Source organism: Mucilaginibacter sp. (genome assembly GCF_041660805.1).
Classification (GTDB): domain Bacteria; phylum Bacteroidota; class Bacteroidia; order Sphingobacteriales; family Sphingobacteriaceae; genus Mucilaginibacter.
Window position 1 is genome coordinate 48258 of record NZ_JBAZVP010000012.1, and the last position, 15629, is coordinate 63886.

Below are 15629 nucleotides of genomic sequence, written 5' to 3' on the forward strand. Positions count from 1 at the left end.
ATAAGCTATACAAACGGTTCGGCTCCTTTTACAAGGAGAAACAACCAGAATTAAGCTTTGTGGCTACGCTCGTCAGATACTGACAATCTTTTTCTGCCTTTGGCTCTTCTTGCTGCAAGTATTCTTCTGCCGTTAGCAGTTGACATGCGCTCACGGAAACCGTGTTTATTTCTTCTTTTCCTTTGTGAGGGCTGAAACGTTCTTTTCATGGCTATATTTTATTCTTTATTCTACTTCTTCCGTTTTAAAAACAAGAGTGCAAATGTAGCCTTTTTTTTAGTTTTTTCAAATACAAATGTGGTTATTTGATAATGCGTATTTATCAACATATTAACATCTATATTTAGACTATGAAATTTGCCGCTGTTTTATCACTGTTATTACTGCCATTATTTGCCCTTTGCCAGGAGCCTATGGCCCAACATTACAAGGTATATAATACCGTTAAAAAAAGCGCGGCAACCCTTGATGATATCATAAACGACATGGGCAAAGCCGATGTTTTATTTTTTGGGGAAGAGCATAACGACTCTACCGGGCACTACCTGGAGCAGGTGCTGTTTAAAAAACTCGCAGACAAATACCCGGCTAAAACGGCGCTTTCTATGGAAATGTTCCAAACAGATTGCCAAACTGTGTTAAATGAATACCTGGCCGGTTTTATCCGGGAGAAAAACTTGATCGCCGAGGGCCGTGCCTGGAAAAACTATAAAGATTACCGCCCAATGGTAGAGACGGCAAAAGAGGCGCATTTACCGGTTGTTGCAGCTAACGCCCCTACCCGCTATACCAATATGGTTACCCGCGTAGGTTTAACCGACCTGCAAAAGCTGGACGCTAAAGCCAAAGCGTGGCTGCCTCCCCTGCCTATTGATACCGCCACCGGGCCGTATTATGAAAAGTTTGTAACCATTATGGGCGGGCATAGTGCAATGGGCAATTTAAAGATCTATCAGTCGCAAAACCTGTGGGATGCTACCATGGGCTACTCTATAGCGCAGTTTTACAAAGCAAATAAGGGCTTTAAGATCTTCCAGGTAAACGGTGGTTTCCATAGCGAAGAAAAACTGGGCACCGTAGCACAGCTCAAAAAATACGCACCCAGTGTTAAGGTGATAAACATTGGCGCCTATGCCGATGAGAGTTTTGAGAACCCCGACTGGACCAAGTTTGCCAAATTTGGCGATTACATTATTCTTACTGATCCTAAATTGCCGAAGACTTTTTAGTTATTGGGTTATTAATGGAATTCTAGTTTTAAAATCCGATTGATTCTGAAGGGGGAATAACATTTGCCGGGGCATCCTGAGCTTGTCGAAGGACGTGTGCAAAGGCCACTCACAATGTGGTTCGACAAGCTCACCATGACAAGACAAGCTCAGCATGACCCCTATAACTAATTATTCTTCGGGATTAAGCAAAGCGCCCAGTTTTTTAGGCGCGGTTTCTATGTAAGCGGTTTTTAATAGATCCGTCAGCATATCTTCACGAACATTTAATAGGTTGATGTTTGTCCAACCCTGCTTGCCCCATTTGTTGGGTACCGGATAAATAACCGTATTATCAAAAGCCGAAAACACATCCTGATCAATAGCCGACAGCTTTACCGTTGCCATGTTGTTTTTAACATTCAGCGTAGCAAAGATCTTTTTATTAACCCTGAAGGAAGCTTTTTCGAAATGAGGAGCTTCAGTAACCTCAGGTAAAGAAAGCGCTATCCGGCGAAATATTTCGGCATCAACCATACGGTAAATTACTTCTTAGCCGCTAATATATCGCGTATATCGGTAAGCAGCAGTTCTTCTTTTGTTGGTGCAGGTGCAACTGTTGGCTCCTCTGCCTCTTTCTTTTTAAACCTGTTAATAGCAGATATAATTATAAACATTGAAAGGGCAATGATCAGAAAAGAGATCACCTCCGATAAAAAGTTGCCGTATTTAATGGCCGTACCCGGTATAACCAACTGGCTTAGGTTTGATAAATTGGCCGCTTTTAAAGCTGGCGTTAAAACCGCAGGCGTGATAATATCCTCAACAAGTGAGCTTACTATTTTACCAAAGGCAGCGCCTATAACTACAGCTACAGCCAAATCTAATACGTTGCCTTTAACGGCAAACTCCTTAAACTCTTTAACAAATCCCATAAATGTAATTTTTGTGTATTTAAAGTTATTAATAAATTAATGACTTATGCAAACAAAATACGGGCAAAAAATATTCTAAAAACGTAAATAAGCCACTTATAAGTTATTTTTAAACTTTAAGGTAATTGGTGTATTTTTGTCCTCGTCTATAATTATGCTTAAACAAAATCTTCAGCAAAAACTTTTACAAAAACTTTCTCCGCAGCAAATACAATTTATAAAGTTGCTGCAGGTGCCTACGGTATCATTAGATACCCGTATTAAAGAGGAACTTGAAGAAAATCCGGCCCTTGAAGATATCAGCTTAACCAATTTAAACGAACCCGAAGAACAATACCCTGACCGCGACCCTGATGAGGACACTTATAACGGCGACGAAGAAAAGGGAGAAATGGATGAGTTTAATATTGACGATTATCTGCAGGATGATAACGTTAACGATTACGGAACGCGCTATGACCAGAATGGTGAAGATGAGGACGAGCGCAAAGAGATCCCTATTGCCGTGCAAAGCTCATTTTTTGAGAGTTTACAGGCACAGCTTGATCTGCTCCCGCTATCAGATAAAGATTTTAGCATAGGTAAACAAATAATTGGCAGTTTAGATGATGATGGTTACCTGCGCAGGCCCATTATGTCGCTTACTGACGACCTTGCATTTTCACAGAATGTAATGGCTGATGATGAAGAGGTGGAAGATATGCTGAAAGTGATACAAAGCTTTGACCCTCCGGGTGTTGGCGCACGCAGCTTGCAGGAATGCCTGCTGATACAATTACGCCGTAAAGACCCCAACGACCCGATCATTAAAAAAGCCATAATGGTAGTTGAAAATTACCTGGAAGAGTTTACCCGCAAGCATTATGATAAGCTGGAACGTTCTTTAAACATGAACTCGATTGAGTTGCGTGGCGTGGTAAATGAGATATTGAAGCTTAACCCTAAACCGGGCGATAGCAACGAGGTAAGCACCAAGCAAATGCAGGTGATCCCCGATTTTCATATCAGCAATAACGACGGCTTTTTGATGCTTACCCTGAATTCAAAGAACGCGCCCGAACTAAAAGTAAGCCGCTCTTACCAGGAGATGTTTCAGCACTATGACAAGGCTGCTCAAAAGGATAAAAAGCTAAAAGAGGCTGTGCAATTTGTAAAACAAAAGCTCGATTCGGCCAAGTGGTTTATTGATGCTATTAAGCAGAGGCAGCAAACTTTGCTGAAAACCATGAATGCCATAATGCAATATCAGTACGATTTCTTTTTAACCGGCGACGATAAAAACCTGAAACCAATGATCCTGAAGGACATTGCAGACAGGATAGGGATGGATATATCAACCGTATCGCGCGTGGCCAACTCCAAATATGTACAAACCGAGCATGGTACCTTCCTGTTAAAATCTTTCTTCTCTGAAGCTATCCAAACCGAAAGCGGCGAAGAGGTTTCAAACAAAGAGGTAAAGAAGATACTGGAAGAACATATAGGCAAAGAAGACAAACGCCACCCGCTGGCCGATGAAAAACTAACAGACATACTTAAAGATGCCGGTTACAACATTGCCCGCCGTACCGTTGCCAAATACCGCGAACAAATGAACATTCCGGTAGCAAGGTTGAGGAAAGAACTGTAACCCCCCGGCCCCCTGAAGGGGGAGTAGAAAACACTTAAAGCCCTTTGATATTTGTCAAAGGGCTTTCTATTTAATGCTTATCTTACTTCAAATTCTACTCCCCCTTCAGGGGGCCGGGGGGTTACCATCCATGCTGTGGGCTGGTAAGTTTATAGCGGTTGTTGAGCAGTATACCTAATACAATTTCATGCGTGCCATTGCTTACTGTGCGCAGGGCCGATGTGGTAATATCATAAGAGTACCCCACATTTACAAACGAGCTTAAGTTAAAGCCCGCAAGCAGCGCGTATGAATCATCTTTACGATACGATCCGCCTAACCAAAACCTGTCGCGGAAGGACATTTTTAAATTAATATCAAACGTTGTTGGTACAGGCTGTATGAATTTTATTAGTGCCGATGGCAAAAGTGCAAGATCATCAGATAAAAAAACCTTGTAGCCGCCTGTTAAAAAAAAATGCGGGACTGTTTTGCTTTGATCTGCCGTGTTGCCGGTAGTAATATATAAGTTTTGAGGCAGTACCTGCTGTGCCGATAAACCTACGTAATAGTTAGATGAATACGCCCAGATCCCCACACCCAGATCGGGTTTCCATTGGCTTGCATTAATATTATTAATGGTAGGGTCATTAGGGTTTTCGAGGGTTATTAACGCTGTATTTAAATTTATATGGCTTACCCCTGCTGCCACACCAACTGCCAGGTTTAATTTGCTTGTAATACCTAAATGGTAGGCATAGGTTGCATTAAGGTTTGTTTGCGTAATTGGGCCGGCTTTATCAGATACTACTGTAAAACCAATGCCATGATGTGGCTCGGAAGCGCGATAGTCCTGTGTATATAGCCTGCTTTGCGGGTATTCGCCGCCCGAAGTTGGAAAAGCCGAGGCATCGCCTTGTACAAAGTTTGTACCTATTGGCGCGTTTATACTAAAATAGCTGGTTACAGGTGCACCTTCAAGGCCTGTCCACTGGCTGCGGTAGCCCAATTTAACATCGGTATAGTTTTCAATACCGGTAACCGCGGGGTTTAACAGGTAATTATTAAAAACATACTGTGTGTATTGTGGCCGCTGCTGGGCATTAACAAACAACACTAACGCCTGCAATATTATGAACAGAAATAACTTTTTAATAAACATTTATTTAATAATTGTGACATTGCCAGAAATAACCTTACGGCCATTCCTGGGGTTTATAATATAGTAATACGGCCCTGCGGGTAGGTCTTTACCCCTGTACCTTCCGTCCCAGGGTATTGCATAACCAACAGACGAATATACCTTTTCTCCCTGTCTGTTGTATATGTCGACAGTATTTCCTGGGTAACTTTCTAAATACTTAATATTCCATATGTCATTTATCCCATCGCCGTTGGGTGTAAATACATTAAACACCACCGGTTTCTTCAATACATGTATAAAAATATCGTCTGTATCGGTACAGCCATTGGCATTGGTAATTGTTAATCTATAGGTAACATCTTCAACAGGCATGGCAACCGGGCTGGCAACATCGTCATGGTCAAGCCCTATAGATGGCGCCCATTTGTAGGTTACGCTGCCCTCATTAGATGTGCCTTTTAATATTACGCTCTCGCCTTCAAGCAAAATAATATCGTTCCCTGCATTGGCTTTAAGTTCGTCATAAACAGTAATATCTTGTGTGGTGGTGTAGCTGCAGCCATTTGTTGCAGTAAAAGTATAGCTAATAGTAGTAACGCCGGCACCGGCAAGGCGCGGGGTAAATGTACCGCCTGATGTGACCCCTCTCCCTGAGAATACACCGCTGCCGGTAAAACCGTTATTATCCACAAAGATCTGTAAAGGCGATGCCCCGTAGCAAACGGCACCAATTTGAGATAAGTTTACCAGCGGGTTAGCATTTACAGTGATGATCTGCTGGGTTACATCAACACAGGTCTCGCCGGAGTAAGCCTCCATCCTAACAGTAAACCTTTTGGTTAACGGGCTATTAAATACATCATAACTGTGATGATATATACGATCTGCCGGTATATCCGCTTTTTTAAACACTTCGCTAACGGTTGGTTTATTCAAGTAATCATAATACCAAACCACCCTGGTAACATTACCAAAATTAACGGTAGAGAGGTCTTTGAATGTAACCACGCTTGCACTGCATAAATGATCTTTATTTTCTACCGTGAAAAGGGCTTTTGGTATATCGCCGTTAACAGTAAGGGTTTGGGTTTTAGTTACGGTGCATCCGCTTGCAGATGTTATAGTAAGTGTTACCGTATAGTTGTCGGCTTTGGTATACTTGTGAACGGGTTCTTTTAAGGTAGATGTATTTAAATTACCCGCGCCGGTATTGGCGTCACCAAAATTCCACAAGTAGGTAAATGTTCCTTCCCCATCTTCTGGTATCGTGCTCTTATCTGTAAATTTTGCGACAGCATCTGCAAGGCAAATATCAGGCAAAACAAAATCAACCACAGGGGCCGGTTTAAAATCTATGTTTTTTTGAACAGTGGCCGAACACCCATTCTCTGTAACAACAGTTAGTTGTATGATATCAGCACCTAATTTTGTAAACACATGTGTAAATGGCTTATTATCGGTATGTGTTTCTGTGGCAGTACCATCACCAAAGTCCCATATCCATTGTTTGATAGCCCCGCTTGTTGAGGCAGATTGATCTGTAATGGTTATGCTCTGCCCAAAGCAATAAGGTGCAGGCAGGTTAAATGCAGCCGTTGGCTTATTAAATATATTAATAGTTGAACCTGATGTTGAAGCACATCCGTTCTCATTGGTAACCGTTAATTTTACTACATAGCTGCCGCCGTTTATATAAACATGCCCGGGGTTTTGCAAAACAGATGTTTGCCCGTCACCAAAATCCCACAACCATGATTTTTCGGTTTCGGCAGGGGTTGTTTTATCTGTAAACAAAATATTTTCACCCGCGCAATTACTACTTGAGGCGAATTTGGGTACAGGGAATTCAGCTATATTGAAATCAAAATCAATAGACACATCAGATCCGCAATCATCAGAGGTTGGGTTTAGTACCGTACCTGTAATTGAATAATTGCCCGGCTGGAAGGCTATCGTTTTATAGTATTCGTAGGTATACAGGGTTTTTGAATCGCGTTGTGTGGTTGACTTTACTACCGGGTTGCTGTCAATATAAGGGGCTGTACCATCCTTAAAATCCCATTTTATGTTTGTTGTTTGATAAGGTATGGTTAGCTGTAATTTATAGGAGATCCCGGCGCATCCGCTTGTTTTTATCTGATTGTTTACATTATCTGCAATAACAATGTTTTGATCGAGATTTTGCAAATTAGTACCTGCCGCATAACCATATGATTCGGCCTGGCCAAACCCGTATGCTATAGCATTAAACCCATCAGCAGCATTAATATAATGTGTACCAGATCCGGTACTTATCTGCGCGTATGAATAATCTTCCTTACCCGGGATAGGGGTAAAACCAGTATAGGGCTCATTATCTATCAAAAACGTTGCTGCCGCACTGGTTTTTATCACAACATTTATAAAGTTTTTACTAATTGAATAGGCGTTTGCAGAATAAAGCGCTACATGATCCAGGGTCTGTTCCAGTGAAGTAAGGTAGATCATTTCCGGGTCGCCTAAATCGCCTGGATGGATCGTACAATCGTCAATATTGCTGCCCTGACTAACGGCATACTGCACCACCTGCACAGGTTTATCGGCAGTTATTACATTGGTTTTTTGCGACTTAAATTCATAAAAGGGTGCGTTATCAGCATTAATACCATCAATAACCACTTCGCCGTTTAATTTAACTACTGTTTTAAGATCGCTTAATACAATCCTGAAAACATCATAGTTTCTGTCTTTCAAAGGCACGGTAATATAGTTTTTCCCCCATGACGCGGTAGGATATACCTGCTGAAATAAGTTATCAGAAGTTAACCTGTTGGCGATATCTTCACAACCAATACCTATTTTTGAGCTGCCCGAAAAAACAGCTATTTTCTTACATTCTCCTGCCGCTGAACTTATAGAACGGATACGTGTGCCTGTCAAATCAATATTAGATAATCCCTGAAACAGTTCGCCTTTTTTTAAAGTGATTTGAAACGGCACACCTTTAGCTTGTCCGCTGTTTAAATTATTTGACGGCGTTATTTCAATGGTGGTATTATTCTCAGTAGCTATAACCGTAAAATCCGAATAAGTACTAACCCTTGCATTTGATGCCTGATAGAAATTAATTGATGAATAGTTTTTCCCTAATCCGCTTACAGGTAATAACAATGTTGCCCCCGAAACACTTTGCGCGTAAATATGAGCGTATACAGCAATATTTTTAAGCGCTGTTATATGTATCCCTTTTAAAAACTGACCGTTGTTTTTTAAAAAAGCAACCCGGGGTACATTAACAATAGTAATTTCTTTAGCTGTAACAGTAAAAGGGATTTCCGGAAAGCTGCCGTCGGCTATTTCTACCTTACCAGAGGTATTTGCATCGGCAGTTATATAAAGGCTCATTTGGCTTTGGCCGTTATCTTCAACATGGGCCATGTAAGCCGTCCAAAACTCTTTGCCCTGGTTTGATGTGTTACCCTGCGAAAATACAGAACAGTAGCTAAGAGCAAGCGCAAGTATTAAAAGAAAACGTAATGTAATTGTTCTGCCCAAAGTATAACCTGTTTGTATTTATCCTGCTCAATACAAAGCAGATGAGTGATAAAAATACGTATTACATTTTATTAAAATGAGCAAATTAACAGATGATTAAAGATTTGATAAATCAATAATCTTATAGTTACATACATTACATTTTATTAAAAAAACTTATCGGGATTAGGTACAAGGTTCAGGAATGATCCAAATTTCTGCTCATAGTTCGACTGATCCAGCTGATAATAGAACGCCCCTTTTTTTGACGATAACTTATCCTTTTCGGCAAGCTTTACCAGTAACCCGGTAGAAAGTAGCTTACGGCTAAAATTGCGGTCATCAAATTTAGTTTGATAAACCTCTTCATATAGGGCCTGTAATTGTGGTATGGTAAATTTTCCTGGTAATAACTGGAAAAGTATAGGGTGCAGTGCCGCTTTATAACGCAATTGCCGCAAAGCCATTTTAACCATTTCTTCATGGTCAAAAATCATCTCTGGCATTTCATTCAGCAAAAACCATACGGGGTTATGCTCGCCACTCAATTGCTGTTCATATTGCTGAATATCTATCAATGCAAAATAGGCTATTGATATGGTACGCTCAACAGGGTCACGGCCGGGGCTGCCAAAAACCCTAAACTGATCTATATAAACATTTTTAAGGCCGGTACGCTCCTCTAAAACGCGTATGGCTGCATCTTCAGGGGTTTCAAATGGGTCAACAAAACCACCCATTAAACTCCATTTGCCACTTTCTGGTTTTAAACTGCGCTTTACCAGTAACAATTTGATGTTAACGCCATCAAATCCAAATATGATACTATCTACGGCTACTAAAATTCTTTTTTGCCCGGGATATTCTTGCTGCATATGGGTATTAGGTTTATTTACAAGTGTAAAAAATATTCGGCATTTTACTATTATGGAATGTAATGCTTTTGTAACGAAACATTTTATACACCGGCATTATTAATAATACTTTGATATTTACTTACTTAATTAACAACATACTTAAATAAAACACTTGGAAACCATCTTAAACATACAAAACCTTAACAAAACGTATAAAAGCGCCGGTCGTGTTTTAACCGTTTTGGATGATATAAATTTCAGCATAAGTACTGGCTCTACAAACGCAATTGTAGGCCCATCCGGCAGTGGTAAAACAACGCTGTTGGGGTTATGCGCAGGGCTGGACAGTGCCAACGCGGGCATTGTAGAGCTTAATGGTATTAGTTTGGGTAACTTAAGCGAAGACAAACGCGCACAGGTGCGTAACCAGTATGTTGGCTTTATATTCCAGAATTTTCAGTTACTGCCTACTTTAACCGCTCTAGAAAACGTGATGGTTCCCTTAGAGCTTCGCGGAGAAAAAAATATTAAGGCACGTTCGCAAGATCTGTTAGATAAAGTAGGCCTGGCAGATCGGGGGCACCACTACCCTGCTCAATTATCAGGCGGCGAGCAGCAGCGGGTATCGCTGGCAAGGGCTTTCTCCAATTCGCCTAAAATATTATTTGCTGATGAACCTACCGGCAACCTGGATGCCGAAACCAGCGAAAAAGTGGTAAAACTGATATTTGACCTGAACCGCGAAGCAGGAACTACACTGGTTTTGGTAACGCATGACCTTGAGCTGGCTGCCAAAACACATCGCATTATAAGGATAAAAGGCGGCAAACTGGTTGCTGATGATAAAACCGGTAATGAATAATCAGCACATGGAGACCGTAAATTACAACCGAAAAATAAACTTTGGCTGGCTGTTTAGGATGGCCATACGCGATAGCCGCCGTAACCGCAGCAGGTTATTGCTGTTTATTTCATCTATTGTTTTTGGCATTGGCGCGCTGGTAGCTATCTATTCTTTCAGGTACAATATCCAGAATGATATAAACGACCAGGCAGCCGAATTAATTGGCGCCGACTTAACCATCTCCGGTAATAAAACGCCCGATGCCAAGCTAAAAGCACTTACTAATTCATTGGGGGATCAACGTTCGCAGGAACGCAGTTTTGCCTCTATGATCCTTTTCGTAAAAAACAAAGGGACCAGACTGGTACAGGTGAGGGCTTTAGAAGGCGGTTTCCCTTATTATGGCACGTTAGAGACCGTTCCGCTGCAAGCAGGCAGCGCATTCAAAAAAGGCAAATATGCCCTGGTTGATAAAACCCTGATGATGCAGTTTAACGCCAAAGTGAACGATTCTATAAAAGTTGGTAACACAACTTTTATTATAGCAGGCTTGCTTAACAAAGCGCCGGGCCAAACGGGTATCTCATCGGGCATTGCGCCGGTGGTTTATATTCCCTTAAAATATCTGGAGCAAACCGGGCTGGCAAAAATAGGCAGCCGCATTACCTATAGCTATTTTTATAAGTATAACCGTAAGCAAAACATAGCTAAACTGATAAAAAAAATCGACCCTCAGCTTGATAAGGCCGGCTTTAATTACGATACCATTGAAACCCGTAAGGAAAACACAGGCCGTTCCTTTGCCGATCTGTCGAGGTTTCTGTCACTGGTTGGTTTTATAGCCTTGTTGCTGGGCTGTGTTGGTGTTGCAAGCGCCATCAATATTTATATCCGCGAGAAGATCCAGTCAATCGCCATCATGCGCTGTATGGGCGTTAAGGCATCAGAAGCATTTTTAATTTATCTGATCCAGATAACTGGCATTGGCCTGATAGGTTCTGTTGCCGGCGCACTGTTAGGTACAGTCATACAACAACTGCTGCCATTAGTGTTGAAAGACTTTTTGCCAATAACAATTTCTGCAGGCATTTCATGGCTGGCTGTTTGGCAGGGAATTTTGTTGGGGCTCATCATATCTGTGCTATTCGCGCTGTCACCGTTAGTCTCTATCCGCAATATTTCGCCATTAAACACACTAAGGCTTTCTGTTGATGATATTACAACTATTAAAGACCCTTTAAGATGGTTGGTTTATTCGCTGGTGCTGTTGTTTATCACCTCATTTAGTTACCTGCAGCTGGGAAGCTGGATGGGCGCCGCGGTATTTACCGTAGGTATTGCCATAGCGTTTTTAATACTTACCGCTACCGCATGGCTGCTTATCAGGTTTACCCGGTTGCTTATCATGAGTTCGTGGAGTTACATATGGCGGCAAGGGTTTGCAAATTTATACAGGCCAAATAATCAAACCATTATCCTTACTGTTTCCATAGGGTTAAGCACCGCCTTTATTTGCACGTTGTTTTTGATACAGCAACTGCTTATTGGCCAGGTAACCTTATCAACAGGCGAGAATCAATCAAACATGATTTTGTTTGATATACAAACCAGCCAGAAAAAAGCAGTGGCCGATCTTACCCGTAAACAGGGCCTGCGTGTACTTTCGCAAGTGCCTATCATTACCATGCGGATAGATAAAGTGAACGGCAAAACCGCCGCGGATGTTAAAAAAGATACTACGCTGCGCATATCTCCCCGTGTATTTACTTATGAATACAGGGTTACTTACCGTGATTCGCTTACTTCGTCCGAAAAGATCATCAGCGGCTCCTGGATAGGTAAAGCCGAACCGGGTAAGGAGATCCCTGTTTCGGCAGAGGAACGTTTTGCAGAACGGGCAAACGTAAAAGTTGGCGATAAACTGCTGCTTAACGTACAGGGGATAATGATGCCTGCCTATGTAAGCAGTATCCGCAAAGTAAACTGGAATAAGATCTCTACCAATTTCCAGATCGTTTTCCCTACCGGTGTATTAGAAGATGCACCACAGTTTAATGTGCTGTTAACGCATGTACCATCAAACACTGTTTCGGCAAAATTCCAGCAGGTAGTGGTGCAGCAGTTCCCAAATGTATCTATAATTGATCTGGGGCTGATACTAAACGTACTGGACGAATTGTTTAATAAGATTGGTTATGTAATTAAATTCATGAGTGGCTTTAGTATCATAACGGGGATAATAGTACTCATCTCATCTGTTCGTATCAGCAAATACCAACGGATACAGGAAAGCGTTCTATTACGCACCCTGGGTGCCAGCCGCAAACAGATCTTTGCCATTACCGCCCTGGAATACTTGTTTTTAGGGGCGTTATCCGCATTAACGGGTATTGTAATCGCTATTGGTTCCAGCTGGTTATTGGCTAAATACAATTTTGATATGCCTTACAATGTTAATTTATTACCGGTTGGCATAATCTTTATTGTTATAACGTTGTTAACGGTTATAATAGGCTTGCTAAACAGTCGCGGTATTTTAAACAAACCACCGCTTGAAATTTTGCGGTCGAACACATAATATAATTATGCTACGTAAATTAAAAGCTCTTTTACTGATCCCCGTCATCGTTATTGCAAGTTGTAATGGCGGCAGTAAGGCACCGGTAAGTGATACTTCAAAACCCGAAACGCCGGTTGCTGCATCAACCACAAAAACCATCTTGTTTTTTGGTGATAGCTTAACCGCCGGTTACGGCCTTGATGACCCTGCCGATGCTTTCCCCAATCAGGTTCAGCATAAAATAGATTCGGCTAAACTGCCCTACACCATTATTAACGGCGGCTTAAGCGGTGAAACATCTGCCGGCGGCAAAGGACGGATAGACTGGCTCTTAAAGCAGCCTATTGATGTTTTTGTATTAGAGCTGGGTGCTAATGACGGCCTGCGTGGCATCCCCATCAAAGAAACTACCCAAAACCTGCAAGCTATTATTGACAGGATAAAAGCAAAGTACCCCAACGCCAAACTGGTAATGCTGGGCATGCAGGTGCCACCCAACATGGGTGCCGATTATGTTAACGGGTTTAAAAACATTTTCCCGGAACTGGCCACTAAAAACAAAATGGCTTTGGTGCCCTTTCTGCTGCAAGGTGTAGGTGGTGTACGCTCATTGAACCAGGCCGATGGCATCCACCCAACCGCACAAGGCGCTAAAATATTGGCAAACAATGTTTGGGATGTTATGAAGGGAGTACTGTAACCGGGATTAAATGGATTTATTCGATTAACGGGATTTTTTAATACAATGTCATTGAGCGATAGCGTGGCATTCCTATAATTATTCTAAAAACCATGTCATTGCGAGCGATAGCGTGGCAATCGCGTCGAATGCAAAGCGTTCATGCACTGGCTACGGGATTGCCACGTCGCTGTGCGCCTCGCAATGACATTTCGTCATTGCAAATACATTCCACTAATCCAGCCCCGCCCTATTTTAACCCACACTCCCACCACCAACATGAATTAATTGCCCGGTGGTATGACTTGACCGCTCAGATAACAGGAAAACAACAGCATTAGCTATCTCTTCGATAGTGATTATGCGGTTATCAGGAGAGATCGCAGGCTCATTTTCTGCAGGGCTAATCCCCGGTTCTGTAATTACCACAGCATTCACACGGATATCGTATTTCAGCAATTCAACCGCCCACTCACGTGTAAGGGCATTAGGTGCACCGTTAGAAGCTGTATCCCCGGATACATTCCCCTGGCCGGTACCGCTTGTTTTTTGAATGATATTAAGGATAACACCCTTTGATATTTTTAAAGCGGGTAGCGTATGCTGTGCCATCAAATAATAATGAACCACATTTTTATGCAGCGATGCCATAAAGCTTTCATGATCTCCACTCTCCAATCGTACGCCGTCATTTATATCTGCATTGTTAATCAGGCCATCAATGCGGCCATAGCGTTCAGTTACTTCCTTTACGGCCTTCTCACATTCTTCGGGACGGGATAATTCGGCAATTATATGATCAACCTTTAAACCCTTAGCTTTTATCGCATCAACAACTTTTAAGTTATCGGCCCCGCTCCTGCCAATTATTACCGGTATAGCACCTTCGGCAGCTAAGGCGTGCACTATACCTTCGCCAATGCCTTTAGCACCCTCTGTTACTATGATTATTTTGTCTGTTAAATTCAGGTTCATATTAATTTATACTTAATGCGCACCTACCATCTGCACTTTCTTAACCCTTAAATTGTTCAGCCCAAACCATAATATAGCTATAAAGGATATTCCCGGTACCAGGTAAGCCACCTGTATGTTTGTCATATCAGATATCCGGCCCATTATCGGCGGCATTATCGCCCCGCCTACTATGCCCATAATAACTAACGAAGAACCCAGTTTGGTTTTGGCCCCCAGGTTGCGTATGCTCAAAGAAAATATAGTTGGGAACATAATAGACATAAAGAACCATACTGCCATTAAAGTATATACCGCAGCCCTGCCATCAAGGTTAACGGCCGATATGATCAGTATAACATTGATAACGCTATAGGCTACCAATAATTTCACCGGACTAAAAAAGCGCATTAAGAACGTGCCTATAAACCTGCCTGCCATAAAACCTGCAAATGCAAGTGGCAAATAAACGGTTGATGCAGCTTTTTCAGGTATATCACCCACTTTTTCGCTAAAGCGGATAAAGAAACTGCTTACACAGGCCTGGCCGCCAACATAAAAGAATATAGCCAACACACCAGACATTAAATGCTTGTTCTTTAACAGTTCTACAATGCGCACGCCTAAAGGCCGCTTTTCATCTTTCACTTCTTCGCTGCTTTCTTCTTTAATAACCGGAAAAGTGGTACGCCAAACCATTATGGCCACTAAAAACACAATTATGCTGATAACTATAAAAGGTATTTGTACCGATGATGCTTCCTTGTTTAAATATTCATTCAATTGCGCTGCAGACATGCCTTTTTCTTCCGTTTCGCTTAAGGTTTTGCCCGATAAAATAAACATACCGCCCATAAGCGGGGCAACAGTTGCTGCCAGCCCGTTAAATGATTGCGAAAAATTGATACGCTGTGTAGCGCCTTTGGGGTCGCCTATTAGTGTTATTAACGGATTTGCTGCCGTCTCTAAAAACGCCATGCCCGAAAAAACCACAAACAATGCCGATAGGAAAAATGCGTAATTACGCACCGCGGCAGCAGGGTAAAACAGCAATGCACCCGCAGAGAATAACAGTAATCCTAAAATTATACCACCCTTGTACCCATACTTTTTCATGAATTGTGCCGCCGGGATAGGCAGCAAAAAGTACGCTATGTATGATGCCGAATCTATTAAAGACGATTGAAAATCTGATAATTGACAGGCTTTTTTAAGGTGCGGAATCAATATTGGGTTAAGGTTAAGTGCGAAACCCCATAAAAAGAAAAGAGAAGTTATTAGCGCTACGGCTGTAAATGTGCTATTTTTTGGCATCGATGTAAAAAT

13 protein-coding genes are annotated in these 15629 nt (G+C 41.9%); 5 read left to right on the forward strand and 8 right to left on the reverse strand.

The annotated features are described in order from the left end of the window. Positions 1–50: 50 nt before the first annotated feature. Positions 51–209 (reverse strand): 50S ribosomal protein L34, encoded by a 159-nt coding sequence (rpmH, locus tag WC743_RS15925; RefSeq protein WP_096351641.1) that lies wholly within the window; start codon positions 207–209, stop codon positions 51–53. Between the two features lie 141 nt (positions 210–350). On the opposite strand from rpmH, the gene WC743_RS15930 reads away from it, so the two are divergent. Further along, positions 351–1229, forward strand: a complete 879-nt coding sequence (locus tag WC743_RS15930; RefSeq protein ID WP_373013386.1) for a ChaN family lipoprotein — start codon at positions 351–353, stop codon at positions 1227–1229. A 171-nt stretch (positions 1230–1400) separates the two neighbouring features. On the opposite strand, the gene WC743_RS15935 is transcribed toward WC743_RS15930, so the two are convergent. Next, positions 1401–1745 carry an MmcQ/YjbR family DNA-binding protein gene (locus WC743_RS15935; RefSeq protein WP_373013388.1) on the reverse strand — a complete coding sequence of 115 codons (345 nt, stop codon included), beginning with the start codon at positions 1743–1745 and terminating at the stop codon, positions 1401–1403. Between the two features lie 8 nt (positions 1746–1753). Then, positions 1754–2143 carry a large-conductance mechanosensitive channel protein MscL gene (gene mscL, locus WC743_RS15940; RefSeq protein WP_373013390.1) on the reverse strand — a complete coding sequence of 130 codons (390 nt, stop codon included), beginning with the start codon at positions 2141–2143 and terminating at the stop codon, positions 1754–1756. Between the two features lie 154 nt (positions 2144–2297). Here mscL and rpoN point away from each other — a divergent pair, with 154 nt between their 5' ends. Further along, complete coding sequence (gene rpoN / locus WC743_RS15945) at positions 2298–3773, forward strand: RNA polymerase factor sigma-54 (protein WP_373013392.1); 1476 nt, start codon at positions 2298–2300, stop codon at positions 3771–3773. A 121-nt stretch (positions 3774–3894) separates the two neighbouring features. Here the strand turns inward: rpoN and WC743_RS15950 are convergent, their stop codons facing one another. From WC743_RS15950 to WC743_RS15960, 3 genes are all read right to left on the reverse strand, one after another. Beyond that, positions 3895–4914, reverse strand: coding sequence for a type IX secretion system membrane protein PorP/SprF (locus WC743_RS15950; RefSeq protein ID WP_373013394.1), 1020 nt, complete (start codon positions 4912–4914; stop codon positions 3895–3897). Continuing rightward, positions 4915–8430 carry a PKD domain-containing protein gene (locus WC743_RS15955; RefSeq protein ID WP_373013396.1) on the reverse strand — a complete coding sequence of 1172 codons (3516 nt, stop codon included), beginning with the start codon at positions 8428–8430 and terminating at the stop codon, positions 4915–4917. 146 nt (positions 8431–8576) lie between these two features. Beyond that, the gene (locus WC743_RS15960; RefSeq protein ID WP_373013398.1) at positions 8577–9284 is read right to left on the reverse strand and encodes an NUDIX domain-containing protein; all 708 of its coding nucleotides are present in this window, start codon (positions 9282–9284) and stop codon (positions 8577–8579) included. A 154-nt stretch (positions 9285–9438) separates the two neighbouring features. Here WC743_RS15960 and WC743_RS15965 point away from each other — a divergent pair, with 154 nt between their 5' ends. The 3 genes from WC743_RS15965 to WC743_RS15975 are packed head-to-tail and all read left to right on the forward strand — an operon-like array spanning position 9439 to position 13370. Beyond that, the gene (locus WC743_RS15965) at positions 9439–10128 is read left to right on the forward strand and encodes an ABC transporter ATP-binding protein (RefSeq protein WP_373013400.1); all 690 of its coding nucleotides are present in this window, start codon (positions 9439–9441) and stop codon (positions 10126–10128) included. After that, complete coding sequence (locus tag WC743_RS15970) at positions 10121–12688, forward strand: ABC transporter permease (RefSeq protein ID WP_373013402.1); 2568 nt, start codon at positions 10121–10123, stop codon at positions 12686–12688. The genes WC743_RS15965 and WC743_RS15970 overlap by 8 nt, the downstream gene beginning before the upstream one ends. A 7-nt stretch (positions 12689–12695) precedes the next feature. Further along, complete coding sequence (locus tag WC743_RS15975) at positions 12696–13370, forward strand: arylesterase (RefSeq protein ID WP_373013404.1); 675 nt, start codon at positions 12696–12698, stop codon at positions 13368–13370. A 234-nt stretch (positions 13371–13604) separates the two neighbouring features. Here the strand turns inward: WC743_RS15975 and WC743_RS15980 are convergent, their stop codons facing one another. Then, complete coding sequence (locus tag WC743_RS15980; protein ID WP_373013405.1) at positions 13605–14324, reverse strand: SDR family oxidoreductase; 720 nt, start codon at positions 14322–14324, stop codon at positions 13605–13607. Between the two features lie 12 nt (positions 14325–14336). Then, positions 14337–15617, reverse strand: coding sequence for an L-fucose:H+ symporter permease (gene fucP / locus WC743_RS15985; protein WP_373013407.1), 1281 nt, complete (start codon positions 15615–15617; stop codon positions 14337–14339). Between the last annotated feature and the right edge of the window lie 12 nt (positions 15618–15629).

What these genes read in the sequence shown, in the direction of transcription:
- rpmH (WP_096351641.1), bottom strand. Translation starts at nt 209, where the DNA reads ATGAAAAGAACGTTTCAGCCCTCACAAAGGAAAAGAAGAAATAAACAC.
- WC743_RS15930 (WP_373013386.1), top strand. Translation starts at nt 351, where the DNA reads ATGAAATTTGCCGCTGTTTTATCACTGTTATTACTGCCATTATTTGCC.
- WC743_RS15935 (WP_373013388.1), bottom strand. Translation starts at nt 1,745, where the DNA reads ATGGTTGATGCCGAAATATTTCGCCGGATAGCGCTTTCTTTACCTGAG.
- mscL (WP_373013390.1), bottom strand. Translation starts at nt 2,143, where the DNA reads ATGGGATTTGTTAAAGAGTTTAAGGAGTTTGCCGTTAAAGGCAACGTA.
- rpoN (WP_373013392.1), top strand. Translation starts at nt 2,298, where the DNA reads ATGCTTAAACAAAATCTTCAGCAAAAACTTTTACAAAAACTTTCTCCG.
- WC743_RS15950 (WP_373013394.1), bottom strand. Translation starts at nt 4,914, where the DNA reads ATGTTTATTAAAAAGTTATTTCTGTTCATAATATTGCAGGCGTTAGTG.
- WC743_RS15960 (WP_373013398.1), bottom strand. Translation starts at nt 9,284, where the DNA reads ATGCAGCAAGAATATCCCGGGCAAAAAAGAATTTTAGTAGCCGTAGAT.
- WC743_RS15970 (WP_373013402.1), top strand. Translation starts at nt 10,121, where the DNA reads ATGAATAATCAGCACATGGAGACCGTAAATTACAACCGAAAAATAAAC.
- WC743_RS15975 (WP_373013404.1), top strand. Translation starts at nt 12,696, where the DNA reads ATGCTACGTAAATTAAAAGCTCTTTTACTGATCCCCGTCATCGTTATT.
- WC743_RS15980 (WP_373013405.1), bottom strand. Translation starts at nt 14,324, where the DNA reads ATGAACCTGAATTTAACAGACAAAATAATCATAGTAACAGAGGGTGCT.
- fucP (WP_373013407.1), bottom strand. Translation starts at nt 15,617, where the DNA reads ATGCCAAAAAATAGCACATTTACAGCCGTAGCGCTAATAACTTCTCTT.